Origin of the sequence: Tabrizicola flagellatus, assembly GCF_008271465.1 — a bacterium.
GTDB classification, from domain to species: domain Bacteria; phylum Pseudomonadota; class Alphaproteobacteria; order Rhodobacterales; family Rhodobacteraceae; genus Tabrizicola; species Tabrizicola flagellata.
Window position 1 is genome coordinate 246,877 of sequence record NZ_VMDU01000002.1, and the last position, 12,499, is coordinate 259,375.

Below are 12,499 nucleotides of genomic sequence, written 5' to 3' on the forward strand. Positions count from 1 at the left end.
CCGTTAGGTTGCCCGGCAAAAGGGGGGCGTGATGGCACTGGCAGACATCCTTGCGCGGGTTCGCGCGGCCGAGGCGGCGGCGGGGCGGTCCACCGGCTCGGTGACGCTGATCGCCGTGTCCAAGGTCCAGCCGCCGGAACGGGTCGAGGCGGTGCTGGAACAGGGCCACCGGGTCTTCGGCGAGAACTATGTGCAGGAGGCCGCCGGGAAATGGCCCGCCTGGCGCGACCGTTTCGGCAAGGTGGACCTGCACATGATCGGCCCCTTGCAGACCAACAAGGCCAAGGTCGCGGTGGACCTGTTCGACGCGATCCACACGCTCGACCGGCCCTCCCTGGCGCAGAAGCTCGCCAATCTGGGGCAGGCGCGCGGGGCGCTGCCGCAGCTCTTCGTCCAGGTGAACACGGGGGCGGAACCGCAGAAGGCCGGCGTGCTGCCCGGCGACCTGCCCGGGTTCCTGCGCGATTGTCGGTCAATGGACCTGGCACCAGTCGGCCTGATGTGCATCCCGCCCGAGGGCGAGGATGCGACCCCACATTTCGCCATGCTGGCGCGGCTGGCGGCCGATCACGGGCTTTCCGGCCTGTCCATGGGGATGAGCGGCGATTTCGAGACCGCCATCGCCCATGGCGCAACCCATGTCCGCGTCGGCAGCGCCATCTTCGGCGCGCGGGCCTACCCGCAGACCTGATCCGCCAGTTTGCCCTTTGTCAAATACTCCCGCCGGAGGCTCTGACCGCACGCCCAGGCGCAGGCCCGGTCCTTGAGGCGTGACAGCCCTGCCAGGCGCTTCCCCTCCCCCTCGTGGGGAGGGGATGGGGGCGGGGGGCTCCGGCGCACACGGTTGACAATTCCCTAACGTCCGCGTTCAAGATATTGAAACAAAATGACAATCCGGAATTGTCCACCGTGGACAGGATCAGGTCAGCCAGACCCGTCCATAGGGCGGCAGGACGACCTGGCCGGCATGCGGGGTGACGGTGGCGTCGGACAGCTCGTCCCGAAGCGCCGTCACCCCCAGCGCGCGAACCCAGCTTTCGGGAATGTGCTGCCAATGCTCGGTGAAGTTGAACAGCCCCAGCAGCACTCCGGTCGGCGCCAGCCTCTGCACGGCCAGCACGGCATCGTTGCCCGAGGGAACCACCCGCACCGGATGCGCGGCATGCAGGGCCGGGGTCGCCTTCCGTCGGGCGAGGATCGCCTTCGTCCCCCGGAACACCCGGGCCGAGGGCGTCTCGCCCCGGTGCCGCTCGGCGGCCAGCGCCCAGTCCATCCGGGGGCGGTGCAGCCAGCGGCTGTCATGAGCGTGGTCAGGGTGATCAAGGTATGACCAGTCGTTCAGAAGCGCCAGCTCGTCGCCCATGTAGATCAGCGGGATCCCGCCCCAGGCCGCGATCAGGGCATGGCCCAGCAGGATGCGCTGCACCGCCATGTCGCGGCCCGCATCATCCGTCGCCCGCTCCAGCCCGGCCAGCGAGGCGAAGGACCCGGAAATCCGCTTGTCCCCCGTCGCCTCGTTCACCTGGAACAGCGCGCCCCTGGCGAAGCTGCCGGGAAACGCGCCCTCGTAGAAGTCGGACAGGAAGGCCCGGTGGCCGTGGCCGGACAGGCCCACCGCCGCCGCGTCCTCGTCCGTCACCGCCCAGCCGATGTCGTCGTGGCAGCGGATGTAGGTCGCATAGGTGGCATTCGTCAGCCGGTCGGGAAAATGCGTCCCCATCACATGCGTCATCAGCCGGGTGTCGCGGGTGGCCAGCGCCGACCAGAACTGCACCATCAGGCTGTTGTGGTAGGCGAGGTTGCCTTCCTTGCCGTCATGCCTGCCGCGCCCGAGATAGGGCAGCATCTCGGCCGGCGCGACGATCGCCTCTTCCAGGTGAATCACCGCCGCGCTGGCAATGCGCGAACAGGCCCGCAACGCCTGGAGGATCATGTGCACCTCGGGCTCGGACTGGCAGCGCGTGCCCAGCCGCTTCCACATGAAGGCCACCGCGTCCAGCCGCAGGACATCGACGCCCTTGTTGGCCAGGAACAGCATGACCTCGACGATCTCCAGGAACACCGCCGGATTGGCCCAGTTCAGGTCCCACTGATGTTCGTTGAAGGTGGTCCAGACCCATTTGCCGATCTCGGGGTAATGGGTGAAGTTGCCCGGAGCGTTGTCGGGAAAGACCTCGACCAGCGTCTGCTCGTAGAGCCTTGGCAGGTCGGGGCTGTCGAACATCAGGTAGTAGTCCTGATATTTCGGATCGCCCTTGGCGGCCTTCCTCGCCCAGGCATGTTCCTTCGCCGTGTGGTTCAGCACCAGGTCCACACACAGCGACATGCCCCGGGCACGCAGCGCGGCGCTCACCGCTTCAAAATCCGTCATCGAGCCGTAGGTCGGGTTGATCTGGCGATAGTCCATCACCGAATAGCCGCCGTCGCTGTCGCCCGGACGCGGCTTCAGGCAGGGCATCAGGTGGACATAGGTGATGCCCAGGTCCTCCAGATAGTCCAGCCTGTCCAGAACCCCTTTCAGGTCGCCGGCAAAGCGGTCGATGTAGAAGACATAGCCCGCCATGTCCGGACGCTGGAACCAGTCGGGCTCGAGATCCCGCTTCAGGTCCAGAAGCTTCAGATCCTCGGGCCGCTCGGCCCAGGCCTTGCGCAGCACCTTGACCAGCCGCTCGCGGAAGGCCGGGTAGTCGGGGTGCGCGCCATAAAGCGCCTCCAGCATCGGGAACAGGTCGGGGGCGGATCGCTCCAGCCGCAGGTCGAAGATCCGGTCATCGGCGCTGATCGTCCGGGCCATGCGGTCCTCCTCCCAGGAACGGGCCCAAAATAGCGACCCCAAAGCGTTTTGGGAAGGGGTCAGCCGGGCACGATCAGCCGGGTCTGATGGGTGATGCGCGGGGCGATCCACAGCAGGTCGCGGCGCGACAGGGCCACGCAGCCGGCGGTCGGGGCGCCGGGCCGGCGCCACTGGTGCAGGAAGATCGCCGAGCCGCGGCCCGGTTCCGCCTGGGGCCAGTTCCAGTCGGTAATGAGGATCAGATCATACATCGGATCGGCCCGGCGCAGGCGCTCGTGGCCGAACCCGTGCGGCGCGCGGACCATCAGGTTGTAGTCCGGGTCTGCCGGGTCGTCCGACCAGAAGTCGAACGGCCCGATCGGCAGCGCCCAGTCGGCAGGCCGGGTCAGCCTGTCGGGGCGATAGAGCATGCCGACCAGCCGATGCATCCCGGCAGGCGTGGCCCCGTCGCCCTCGCGTTTCCGTCCCGGCGGCACGATGCCGCCGCGCCCGATGGTGCAGGGGAAGACCCGGCCCAGAAAGCGCAGGCCCATGGGCGTGACCACCAGATCGGTCGGCTTCACAACAGATGCCCCGATTTCGCGGCCTTGGTCGCCAGATAGGCGCGGTTCTCGGCCGTCTCGCCCACGCGCAGCGGCACCCGCTCGGTCACATGCAGGCCGCAGCCCTCCATCATCGCCAGCTTCTTCGGGTTGTTGGTCAGAAGCCGCACGCTGGAAAACCCCAGCTTGCGCAGGATCTGCGCCCCGATGCGGAAATCGCGCTCGTCGTCCTCGAAGCCGAGGCGATGGTTGGCCTCGACCGTGTCGAAGCCCTGGTCCTGCAGGGAATAGGCGCGCATCTTGTTGGCGAGGCCAATCCCCCGGCCCTCCTGGTTGAGATAAAGGAGCACCCCCGCGCCTTCCTCGCCCATCTGCGCCAAGGCCGCCCGTAGCTGGGGGCCGCAGTCGCATTTCAGCGATCCCAGCACGTCGCCGGTGAAACAGGCGGAATGGAGCCGCGCAAGCACCGGCTGCGACCGGTCCGGGCGGCCGATCTCGATGGCGTAATGCTCCTCGCCGCCATCCTCGGGGCGAAAGACATGCACCCGGCCTGCCGCGGCGGCCACCAGCGGCACGCGGGCCGAGACCACCTCGTCCATCGGCGGCAGGGCGGCAAGCGCGGGGCCGATCTCGTCCAGAGACAGCAGCGTCAGGCCATGCGTCCCGGCCAGCGTCAGGGCATGGCCCACCGGCACCAGGAGGGCGGCGGGCAGAAGATGCGCCGACTTTGCCAGCGCCAGCGCCGCGCGCGCCAGATCGGCCGGGCCCTCGCGCAGCGATTGCAGCGGCCCCTTCATCGGCGTCCGCAGGTCGTCCGCCGGATCGGCCACCGCCCGCAGCCAGTCGAGCCCCGCATCGGGCGGAGGCACCACGCGCGCCAGGTCGCCGTCATAGGCGCGGGCCTTCAGCGTCTCGGCCCGCCGCGCGGTGATCGCCAGCACCGGCGCGCCGAACCCCCTCAGGTCCGCAAGTCGCGCGCCGTCCAGCGTCTCGACCGCCGCCACCAGCGCCGCCCCGCCCGCGCCAGTCAGCACGACGGGCACCCCCATGCGCAGGTCGCCGCGGGCGCGGGTCAGACGTTCGGCGATGGAAAGGGCCAGCGACATGCCCCCTATCTAGGCCGCATCGGCGCCGGGCGGAAGCCTCGGCTGCGGCTCCGGGCCAAAAGGCTGAAGATCGGTGGGGCAGGCGATCAGGATGTCGGTCGGGCCGATGGTCACGTCCGGCGGCACCATCCGGTGATGGCGCAGGAAATGCAGCGACACACGGCGGGCGTCCTGGCGGAAGTCGTGGTGCAGGACCAGCGTCAGCCGGCCTTCCGCCAGCAGCTGCCGGTTGGTGCGGTCAAGGTCATGGGCGATGAAGACCTCGATCGGGCGACCGGCCTCGGCAAAGGCATCCAGGATCGCCCGGTTGCCGCCGCCGATGGAATAGACGCTGCCGATGTCGGGATGATCGCGCAGTGCCTCCAGCACAAGGCGCCGGGTGGTCCGGTCCACGCCCAGCCCTTCCGAGACGGTCAGCGTCGGCAGCGCGGGGGCTTGCCCGGCCAGATGGTCGAGAAACCCGATCCGCCGTTCGTCCTCGCCCCGGAACATCTGCGAGGACAGGGTGATCAGCACCCGCGAGCCCGCCCGCCGCTGCATGTGCTGCATCAGATAGGCCGCCGTGGCCCCAGCGCGGCGGTTCTCCATCCCGACATAGGCCAGCCGCAGCGGCGCGGCGATGTCGGTGACATAGGTCACGACCGGAATCCCCCTGGCCGCGACCCCTTCAAGGCAGGCCTCGATCGCCGGGGTGGCCGGCACCTTCAGCACGATCCCGTGGCTGCCGCGCCGGGCGATGGCGGTCAGGCGGGCGATGATCTCGCGCTCCTCCATCACCTCGGCCAGATGGAACCGGGCGCGAAAGGCGACGGGGCGCACCAGCGGCAGCTCCGCCTCGAAGGCGGCGCGCACGGCCGAGGTGAAGCGCTCGGGCGCCTGGATGAAGATGTCGATGGTAAAGCGCCGCCCCTGCGCCAGGCTGGCGGCATGCTGCCGCTCCAGTTCCGCGATGGCGGCGGCCACCCGGTCGCGGGTCGGGGCGCGGACATGGTCGCGCCCGTGCAGGGCACGGTCCACCGTGGCCGGGCTGAGCCCCGCCTGAAAGGCGATCTCCTTGATGCCGAAACGGCGCGACATGGCGCAGTTTGAGGTGATTTTGAGGTGAAACGCAACTGTCTGGCGCGGCGCGCGCAGGGCAGGGTGGGGCAACCGCCACGAAAAGGATGTCGCCATGAACGCCCCCGCCCGCCCCGCCCGCCGCCCGGTCTGGATCCGCGCCGACAGCGGCGATTTCGACCTGTTCCGCCAGCAGGTCGGGCAGAGCACGCAGGCCGAGGACGTGCCGCAGGCGGCCGAGGTGGCGCGGAACATCCCGATCTACGCCGGGCAGGCCGTCGCCGCCGCCGCCCGCGACGCGCAGGCCCGCCGCGCCCTGACCGCAGAATGGGCCTGGGTGCTGGCCGACGGCCCCGGCATAATCGTCATCCGCGATGCCATGCCGGACACCTCGGTCGTCGACCGGGCCAGCCGGATCTTCGAGGAGATCATCGCCGAGGAAAAGGCCGCCCGGCGCGGCGGCGGCGACCATTTCGCGAAGCCAGGGGCAAACGACCGGATCTGGAACTCGTTGGAAAAGCACTGTCTGGCCGATCCGGCGAACTTTGCCGCCTATTACAGCGCCGATGCACTGGCGCTTGCTTCCGAGGCCTGGCTCGGCCCGGCCTACCAGATGACCGCGCAGGTCAACCGGGTGAACCCCGGCGGGGCGGCGCAGGTGCCGCACCGCGACTATCACCTCGGCTTCATGTCGCCCGACCGGATGGCGCAGTTTCCCGCGCATATCCATTCCATCTCGCCGGTCCTGACGCTTCAGGGCGCGCTGGCGCATTGCGACATGCCGGTCGAGACGGGGCCGACGCTGCTCTTGCCGTTCTCGCAGCAGTTCCACGAGGGCTACCTCGCCTTCTCGCGCCCCGAATTCCAGGAGCATTTCGCACGTCACCATGTCCAGCTGCCCTTGCACAAGGGCGACATGCTGTTCTTCAACCCCGCGGTCATGCACGGTGCCGGAACCAACCGCACCACCGACCGCTACCGGATGGTGAACCTGTTCCAGGTCTCCTCGGCCTTTGGTCGGGCGATGGAATCGGTCAACCGCGCCCGGATGTGCCGCGCCGTCTTTCCGGTGCTGCGGCAGGGCGGGCCTGGGATCGACGTCGCCAATGTCATCGCCGCCACGGCCGAGGGCTATCCCTTCCCGACGAACCTCGACCGCAACCCTCCCATCGGCGGCCTCGCCCCCCGGACCATGGCCGATTTCCTGACCGAGGCGGTCCGCGAAGGCTGGAGCGCGGAGCGGCTGGACGCCGTCCTGTCCGACCTGGAGACGAAGAACGCCACCTGACCGCTTGAAACAATTCCCGCGCCGGCGACACGACCGCGTGAGGATTCCGTTGCAAATCTTGCGGGCTTCGTGATCGGGGCGCATCTGAAGCGCAATCAGCAATGGAGGACCCCATGGCCGGACTGCGGAAGATCCTGCTTGTCGATGACGACGAGGACCTGCGCGAGGCGCTGAGCGAGCAGCTGGTGATGACCGAGGACTTCGATGTCTTCGAGGCCGGAACCGGAGCCGAGGGAATGGAGAAGGTCAAGGCCGGTCTCTTCGACCTTGTCATCCTCGACGTGGGACTGCCCGACACCGACGGGCGCGAGCTGTGCCGCCGGATGCGCAAGCAGGGCGTGAAATGCCCGATCCTGATGCTGACCGGCCATGACACTGACAGCGACACGATCCTTGGCCTGGACGCGGGCGCCAACGATTATGTGACCAAGCCCTTCAAGTTCCCGGTGCTCCTCGCCCGCATCCGCGCGCAGCTGCGGACGCACGAACAGTCGGAAGACGCGGTGTTCCAGCTTGGGCCCTACACCTTCAAGCCCGCGCAGAAATTGCTGGTGGACGAGAAGGACAGGAAGATCCGCCTGACCGAGAAGGAAACCAACATCCTGAAATATCTCTACCGCTCGACCAGCGGCGTGGTGGCGCGGGATGTGCTCCTGCACGAGGTCTGGGGCTACAACGCGGGCGTGACCACGCATACGCTGGAGACCCACATCTATCGCCTGCGCCAGAAGATCGAGCCCGATCCCTCGAACGCGCGGCTCCTGGTGACGGAAAGCGGCGGCTACCGGCTGGTGGCCTGAAGGGATTGTTGCGTGGCGGCAACGCTTTGATGAGTCCGCCATGCAACAAACACGAAATCTTGCCGCTTAGGGCTTATTGTTGCCGGATTCGCTTGCTACCTTTCTCGCATGCACCGGTTGTGCAGCAAGTTCCCCTGGTCGCGTCGGGGTTATGGCGCGGCATCCTCCCTGTTGGACCTGGCCGGGCTTCTTGCCCGGCCTTTTTTTGTGCTTGCGCCAGATCAAGGCGCGGGGCCTGCCGGGGCCTGCATCCTGGCCCCACTTCCCTTGTTCCCCTTGCGCCGGGCCTCGCGCCCGGCCTTCTTTTTCCGCCCGGCCCTTGAGCCCACCCTTGAGCCCGCCGCGGCCCGGTCTTACGGTCGCCCGGCAACCCGGAGCCGCGCCCATGCCCTTCACCCTAGCCACCTGGAACATCAACTCGGTCCGCCTGCGCGAGGGGCTGGTCGCCCGCCTGCTGACCGAAGAGTCGCCCGACATCCTTTGTCTCCAGGAATGCAAGTGCCCGGTCGAGCTGATCCCGATGGAGGGGTTCCGGGCGCTGGGCTACACCCATGTCATCGCCCGGGGGCAGAAGGGCTACAACGGCGTCGCGATCCTGTCGAAACTGCCGATCCGGGATGTCGGCGGGCAGGACTTCGCCGCACTCGGCCATGCCCGGCATGTGGCGGGCCGGCTGGAGAACGGCGTCACGATCCACAATTTCTACGTCCCGGCCGGCGGCGACATTCCGGATCGCGAGCAAAACCTCAAGTTCGGCCAGAAGCTCGACTACCTGACCCAGATGCGCGACCATTTCCATTCCGAGCGGCCGGAAATGTCGATCCTTGTCGGCGACCTGAACATCGCCCCGCGCGAGGACGATGTCTGGGATCACAAGGCGCTGTTGAAGATTGTCAGCCACACTCCGGTCGAGGTGGAGCATCTGGGTCAGGTGATGGAGGCCGGGCGCTGGCGGGACATCACCCGGCAGGACATCCCCGAGGGCCGGCTCTACAGCTGGTGGAGCTATCGCAGCCCCGACTGGGACGCCGCCGACAAGGGCCGCCGGCTCGACCACATCTGGGCCACGCCCGACGTTGCCGGTGCGGGCCACGGCAGCCGCATCCTGCGCCCCGTGCGGGGCTGGGACCAGCCCTCGGACCACGTCCCGGTCTTTGCGACGTTTGACCTTTAGGCGCAAATCCCTTCGAAAGGATTTGCAAATTCCTTCGAAGGAATTTGTCAGGACCCCGAGGCCAGCGCCGCCAGCACGGCCTTGGCGCTCTCGCTGTCCCATTCGGCATCGCCGATCAGCCGGGCGACCTCCTGCCCCTCGGGGTTCAGGATCACGGTGACCGGCAGGCCCATGACTCCCATCCCACGCGCCAGCTGCGACTGGGGGTCGCGCAGGATGGGCAGCGCGGTGACACCGGCCTCCTCGAAGAACCGCCTGATCCCCTCGACCGCGTTGCGTCCGGTGGCGACCGGCACCACCGCCAGGTCCGGCATCGCCGTCTGCAGCCGGTCGAGCGAGGGCATCTCCTTCCGGCAGGGCGCGCACCAGGTGGCCCAGAAGTTCAGCACGACCCACTTGCCCCGGTAATCGGCCAGCGCGTGCTCGCCGTCCTCGGCATCCAGCAGCACCGCCTCGGGCACCGCGACCGGGGCCTCGTGCAGCACCAGCTTCTTCATGTCGCCCTCGCGCAGGCTGGCCGCATCGGCGAGCACCGGATTTGCACCGAGGGCCAAGGCCGTATAAAGGACCACCAGAATTTTCCGCACGTTTCCCACCCCGCCCATCCTGCCGCGAAAGCCCCGCCCATGTCAGACGCCCCCGATCCCAAGTCCGCCAACACGATGTGGGGCGGGCGCTTTGCCGAGGGTCCAAGCGCGATCATGACGGCGATCAACGCCTCGATCGGGTTCGACCAGCGGCTCTACGCCCAGGACATCGCGGGCAGCCGGGCCCATGCGGCGATGCTGGCCGCGCAGGGCATCATCTCTTCTAGGGATGCCGAGGCGATCGGGGAAGGGCTGCTCGCGATCTTGTCAGAGATCGAGGCCGGGAAATTCCCATTCACACCCGATCTGGAAGACATCCACCTGAACATCGAGGCCCGTCTGACCGACCGCATCGGCGAGGCGGGAAAGCGGCTGCACACCGGGCGGTCCCGCAACGACCAGGTGGCCGTCGATTTCCGGCTCTGGGTGCGCGACCAGTGCGATGCGGCGATCGAGGGGCTGACCGGCCTGATGCGCGCCTTCCTCGCCCAGGCCGAGGCCGGGGCCGACTGGGTCATGCCGGGCTTCACCCACCTGCAAACCGCCCAGCCGGTGACCTGGGGCCATCACATGCTGGCCTATGTCGAGATGTTCGCCCGTGACCGTTCCCGGTTCCAGGACGCGCGGCGGCGGATGAACGAATGCCCTCTCGGCGCCGCCGCGTTGGCCGGGACCTCCTTTCCCATCGACCGGCACATGACGGCAAAGGCACTGGGTTTCGACCGGCCGACCGCGAACAGCCTCGACTCGGTCTCCGACCGCGACTTCGCGCTGGAGTTCCTGGCCGCCAGCAGCATCTGCGCCATGCACCTGTCGCGCTTTGCCGAAGAGCTGGTGATCTGGTCCTCGGCCCAGTTCCGCTTTGTCCGGCTGTCCGACCGCTGGACGACCGGCAGCAGCATCATGCCGCAGAAGAAGAACCCCGACGCGGCGGAACTGCTGCGCGCCAAGCTGGGGCGGATCCTCGGGGCGACGGTCGCGCTGTTCACGGTGATGAAGGGCCTCGCGCTGACCTATTCCAAGGACATGCAGGAGGACAAGGAACAGGTCTTCGACGCCGCCGATACGCTGATGCTGGGCCTTGCCGCGATGACCGGCATGGTCGCGGACATGACCGCCAACCGCGATGCCCTGCGCGCCGCCGCCGCCTCGGGCTTTTCCACCGCGACCGATCTCGCCGACTGGCTGGTCCGGGCGCTGGGCCTGCCCTTCCGCGAGGCGCACCACGTCACCGGCGCGCTGGTGGCCATGGCCGAGGCGCAGGGATGCGACCTGCCCGACCTGACGCTGACCCAGATGCAATCGGTCCATCCCGGCATCACCGCCGAGGTCTTCGGCGTGCTGGGGGTGGAAAACTCGGTGCGAAGCCGCATGTCCTATGGCGGCACCGCGCCGGATCAGGTGCGGGCGCAGCTCGCCCGCTGGAAGGCGGAGCTGGGCTGAGCGTTCCAGGGGAGCATCCAATGAAATTCTGGCTTCTGATCCCGGTCCTTGCGCTGGCGGCCTGCAAGAACCCCATGCTGGCCACCAACCTGACCTTCGGCACCGGCGGGGTAGAGGTAAACCCCACCTTGTCCGGCGAGATCGGCGGTGCCACGGTGTCCATCGACCCCTGAGGAAAGGCCTGCCATGCCCCGGTTTCTGCTTCTCGCCTCGCTCTTCCTAGCCGCCTGCGGCGCCGATGGCGCGCCGGAACCGCCGTCGCGCGGGATTGCCGTCACCGGCGAGGTGCAGATGGGCGTCGTCGCACGATGAGCCCGCTGCGCCTTGCCTTCCTGGCAATCGCGATCTGGGGCGCGGTGCATCCTATGTTCTGGTTCGTGAAACACATGCGCGAAACCGGAACCGGCCTGTCAGGCCTGATCGACGCCTGGTATGTCAACGCCTCGACCACGGGCCTGACCTGGGACCTGACCATCGCCGCCATCGCGCTGACGGTCTGGGTCCTGGCCGAAAGCCTCGGCCGCCGGGACTGGCTGGGCCTGGTGGCGATCCCGGCGACCTTCTGCATCGGCGTCAGCTGCGGGCTGCCGCTCTATCTCTTCCTGCGCTCGCGTCCCTCAGTGGCGTGAAGAGGTCGCGGTCCCGTCCTCGGGGAACAGATGCGCCTGGGCAGGGTCGAACTCCAGGTTCATCTGCGACCCGATGTCGAACACCGCGTCATGCGACAGGGCGGCGATCAGCGGGCTGCCATCCTTGAGCGTGACCTCGACCACGGTTTCCGACCCCAGCCGTTCGGTCAGCGCCACCGAGCCGTGCAGCCGCCCCGCGCCCTCGGCCACCGACAGATATTGCGGGCGCAGGCCCAGGATCGCCTGATCCCCCACCTTGAACGGCCCGCGCTTGCCCGAAACCTCGACCGGGTCCAGCGCCGCGTTCGACACCAGCACCTTGTTCCCGTTCACCCCCTGCACCGTCACCTTGACGAAGTTCATCGACGGCGCGCCGAGGAAGCCCGCGACGAACAGGTTCGCCGGGTCGTGATACAGGTCCATCGGCGCGCCGATCTGCATGACCTGCCCGTCCTTCAGCACCACGATCTTGTCGGCCAGGGTCATCGCCTCGACCTGGTCGTGGGTCACATAGATCATGCTGGCGCCAAGCTGCTGGTGCAGCCGGCCGATCTCCATCCGCATGTCCATGCGCAGGGCGGCGTCGAGGTTCGACAGGGGCTCGTCGAACAGGAACACCTGGGGCTTCCTCACGATGGCCCGGCCGATGGCCACGCGCTGGCGCTGGCCGCCGGAAAGCTGCGACGGACGGCGGTCCAGCAGGTGCTCCATCTGCAGGATGCGCGCGGCCTCGGCGACCTTGGCCTCCTTCTCCTCCTTCGACGCGCCCGCGATGGTCAGCCCGAAGGCCACGTTCTCGCACACAGTCATGTGCGGAAAGATGGCGTAGGACTGGAACACCATGGCGACACCGCGATCCTTGGGCGGCAGGTCGTTGACCAGCGTCTCGCCGATCCGCAACTCGCCCGAGGTGATGTCCTCAAGCCCCGCGATCATGCGCAGCAGCGTGGACTTGCCGCAGCCCGAGGGGCCGACGAAGACGCAGAACTCGCCGTCCTCGATCTCGATGTCCACGCCCTTGATGACATGGGTGGCACCATAGCTTTTCCTGACGTTCTTCAGCGATATCCGGGCCATGGG

14 protein-coding genes are annotated in these 12,499 nt (G+C 68.0%); 8 read left to right on the top strand and 6 right to left on the bottom strand.

All coding sequences use genetic code 11. From position 1 onward, the window contains the following. Positions 1-31 precede the first annotated feature (31 nt). Positions 32-691, top strand: a complete 660-nt coding sequence (locus FL625_RS04330; RefSeq protein WP_149587398.1) for a YggS family pyridoxal phosphate-dependent enzyme — start codon at positions 32-34, stop codon at positions 689-691. A 228-nt stretch (positions 692-919) separates the two neighbouring features. Here FL625_RS04330 and FL625_RS04335 read toward each other — a convergent pair whose 3' ends face one another. The 4 genes from FL625_RS04335 to FL625_RS04350 are packed head-to-tail and all read right to left on the bottom strand — an operon-like array spanning position 920 to position 5,519. Continuing rightward, on the bottom strand, positions 920-2,794 hold the full coding sequence (locus tag FL625_RS04335) for an amylosucrase (protein WP_149587399.1): 1,875 nt from the start codon (positions 2,792-2,794) through the stop codon (positions 920-922). Positions 2,795-2,853: 59 nt separating this feature from the next. Then, positions 2,854-3,357, bottom strand: a complete 504-nt coding sequence (locus tag FL625_RS04340) for a L,D-transpeptidase family protein (protein WP_149587400.1) — start codon at positions 3,355-3,357, stop codon at positions 2,854-2,856. Further along, positions 3,354-4,442, bottom strand: coding sequence for a GTP cyclohydrolase II (gene ribA, locus FL625_RS04345; protein ID WP_149587401.1), 1,089 nt, complete (start codon positions 4,440-4,442; stop codon positions 3,354-3,356). The genes FL625_RS04340 and ribA overlap by 4 nt, the downstream gene beginning before the upstream one ends. A 9-nt stretch (positions 4,443-4,451) precedes the next feature. Further along, positions 4,452-5,519, bottom strand: a complete 1,068-nt coding sequence (locus FL625_RS04350; RefSeq protein WP_149587402.1) for a LacI family DNA-binding transcriptional regulator — start codon at positions 5,517-5,519, stop codon at positions 4,452-4,454. A gap of 94 nt (positions 5,520-5,613) precedes the next feature. Between FL625_RS04350 and FL625_RS04355 the strand changes: the two genes are divergently transcribed. The 3 genes from FL625_RS04355 (at position 5,614) to FL625_RS04365 (ending at position 8,760) form a co-directional block, all read left to right on the top strand. Next, positions 5,614-6,786, top strand: coding sequence for a phytanoyl-CoA dioxygenase family protein (locus FL625_RS04355; protein WP_149587403.1), 1,173 nt, complete (start codon positions 5,614-5,616; stop codon positions 6,784-6,786). Positions 6,787-6,899: 113 nt separating this feature from the next. Continuing rightward, the gene (locus FL625_RS04360) at positions 6,900-7,586 is read left to right on the top strand and encodes a response regulator transcription factor (RefSeq protein WP_149587404.1); all 687 of its coding nucleotides are present in this window, start codon (positions 6,900-6,902) and stop codon (positions 7,584-7,586) included. A gap of 385 nt (positions 7,587-7,971) precedes the next feature. Beyond that, the gene (locus FL625_RS04365) at positions 7,972-8,760 is read left to right on the top strand and encodes an exodeoxyribonuclease III (protein WP_149587405.1); all 789 of its coding nucleotides are present in this window, start codon (positions 7,972-7,974) and stop codon (positions 8,758-8,760) included. A gap of 47 nt (positions 8,761-8,807) precedes the next feature. Here the strand turns inward: FL625_RS04365 and FL625_RS04370 are convergent, their stop codons facing one another. Then, complete coding sequence (locus tag FL625_RS04370) at positions 8,808-9,365, bottom strand: TlpA family protein disulfide reductase (RefSeq protein WP_149587406.1); 558 nt, start codon at positions 9,363-9,365, stop codon at positions 8,808-8,810. Positions 9,366-9,386: 21 nt separating this feature from the next. Here FL625_RS04370 and argH point away from each other — a divergent pair, with 21 nt between their 5' ends. The 4 genes from argH to FL625_RS04380 are packed head-to-tail and all read left to right on the top strand — an operon-like array spanning position 9,387 to position 11,419. Beyond that, positions 9,387-10,790, top strand: a complete 1,404-nt coding sequence (gene argH / locus FL625_RS04375) for an argininosuccinate lyase (protein WP_149587407.1) — start codon at positions 9,387-9,389, stop codon at positions 10,788-10,790. Between the two features lie 20 nt (positions 10,791-10,810). Beyond that, a complete protein-coding gene (locus FL625_RS18045; RefSeq protein ID WP_160147729.1) occupies positions 10,811-10,963 on the top strand; it encodes a hypothetical protein in 153 nt (50 codons plus the stop codon). Between the two features lie 13 nt (positions 10,964-10,976). Next, the gene (locus FL625_RS18485) at positions 10,977-11,102 is read left to right on the top strand and encodes a hypothetical protein (RefSeq protein ID WP_268815758.1); all 126 of its coding nucleotides are present in this window, start codon (positions 10,977-10,979) and stop codon (positions 11,100-11,102) included. Then, the gene (locus FL625_RS04380) at positions 11,099-11,419 is read left to right on the top strand and encodes a DUF2834 domain-containing protein (protein ID WP_149587408.1); all 321 of its coding nucleotides are present in this window, start codon (positions 11,099-11,101) and stop codon (positions 11,417-11,419) included. Before FL625_RS18485 ends, FL625_RS04380 begins: the two co-directional genes overlap by 4 nt. On the opposite strand, the gene FL625_RS04385 is transcribed toward FL625_RS04380, so the two are convergent. Further along, complete coding sequence (locus tag FL625_RS04385) at positions 11,408-12,496, bottom strand: ABC transporter ATP-binding protein (RefSeq protein ID WP_149587409.1); 1,089 nt, start codon at positions 12,494-12,496, stop codon at positions 11,408-11,410. The two genes, FL625_RS04380 and FL625_RS04385, sit on opposite strands and share 12 nt — an antisense overlap. Positions 12,497-12,499 lie beyond the last annotated feature (3 nt).

Excerpts from the sequence above, each read along its gene's own strand:
- FL625_RS04330 (WP_149587398.1), top strand. The coding sequence starts at position 32 with ATGGCACTGGCAGACATCCTTGCGCGGGTTCGCGCGGCCGAGGCGGCG.
- FL625_RS04335 (WP_149587399.1), bottom strand. The coding sequence starts at position 2,794 with ATGGCCCGGACGATCAGCGCCGATGACCGGATCTTCGACCTGCGGCTG.
- ribA (WP_149587401.1), bottom strand. The coding sequence starts at position 4,442 with ATGTCGCTGGCCCTTTCCATCGCCGAACGTCTGACCCGCGCCCGCGGC.
- FL625_RS04350 (WP_149587402.1), bottom strand. The coding sequence starts at position 5,519 with ATGTCGCGCCGTTTCGGCATCAAGGAGATCGCCTTTCAGGCGGGGCTC.
- FL625_RS04355 (WP_149587403.1), top strand. The coding sequence starts at position 5,614 with ATGAACGCCCCCGCCCGCCCCGCCCGCCGCCCGGTCTGGATCCGCGCC.
- FL625_RS04360 (WP_149587404.1), top strand. The coding sequence starts at position 6,900 with ATGGCCGGACTGCGGAAGATCCTGCTTGTCGATGACGACGAGGACCTG.
- FL625_RS04365 (WP_149587405.1), top strand. The coding sequence starts at position 7,972 with ATGCCCTTCACCCTAGCCACCTGGAACATCAACTCGGTCCGCCTGCGC.
- FL625_RS04370 (WP_149587406.1), bottom strand. The coding sequence starts at position 9,365 with ATGGGCGGGGTGGGAAACGTGCGGAAAATTCTGGTGGTCCTTTATACG.
- argH (WP_149587407.1), top strand. The coding sequence starts at position 9,387 with ATGTCAGACGCCCCCGATCCCAAGTCCGCCAACACGATGTGGGGCGGG.
- FL625_RS18045 (WP_160147729.1), top strand. The coding sequence starts at position 10,811 with ATGAAATTCTGGCTTCTGATCCCGGTCCTTGCGCTGGCGGCCTGCAAG.
- FL625_RS18485 (WP_268815758.1), top strand. The coding sequence starts at position 10,977 with ATGCCCCGGTTTCTGCTTCTCGCCTCGCTCTTCCTAGCCGCCTGCGGC.
- FL625_RS04380 (WP_149587408.1), top strand. The coding sequence starts at position 11,099 with ATGAGCCCGCTGCGCCTTGCCTTCCTGGCAATCGCGATCTGGGGCGCG.
- FL625_RS04385 (WP_149587409.1), bottom strand. The coding sequence starts at position 12,496 with ATGGCCCGGATATCGCTGAAGAACGTCAGGAAAAGCTATGGTGCCACC.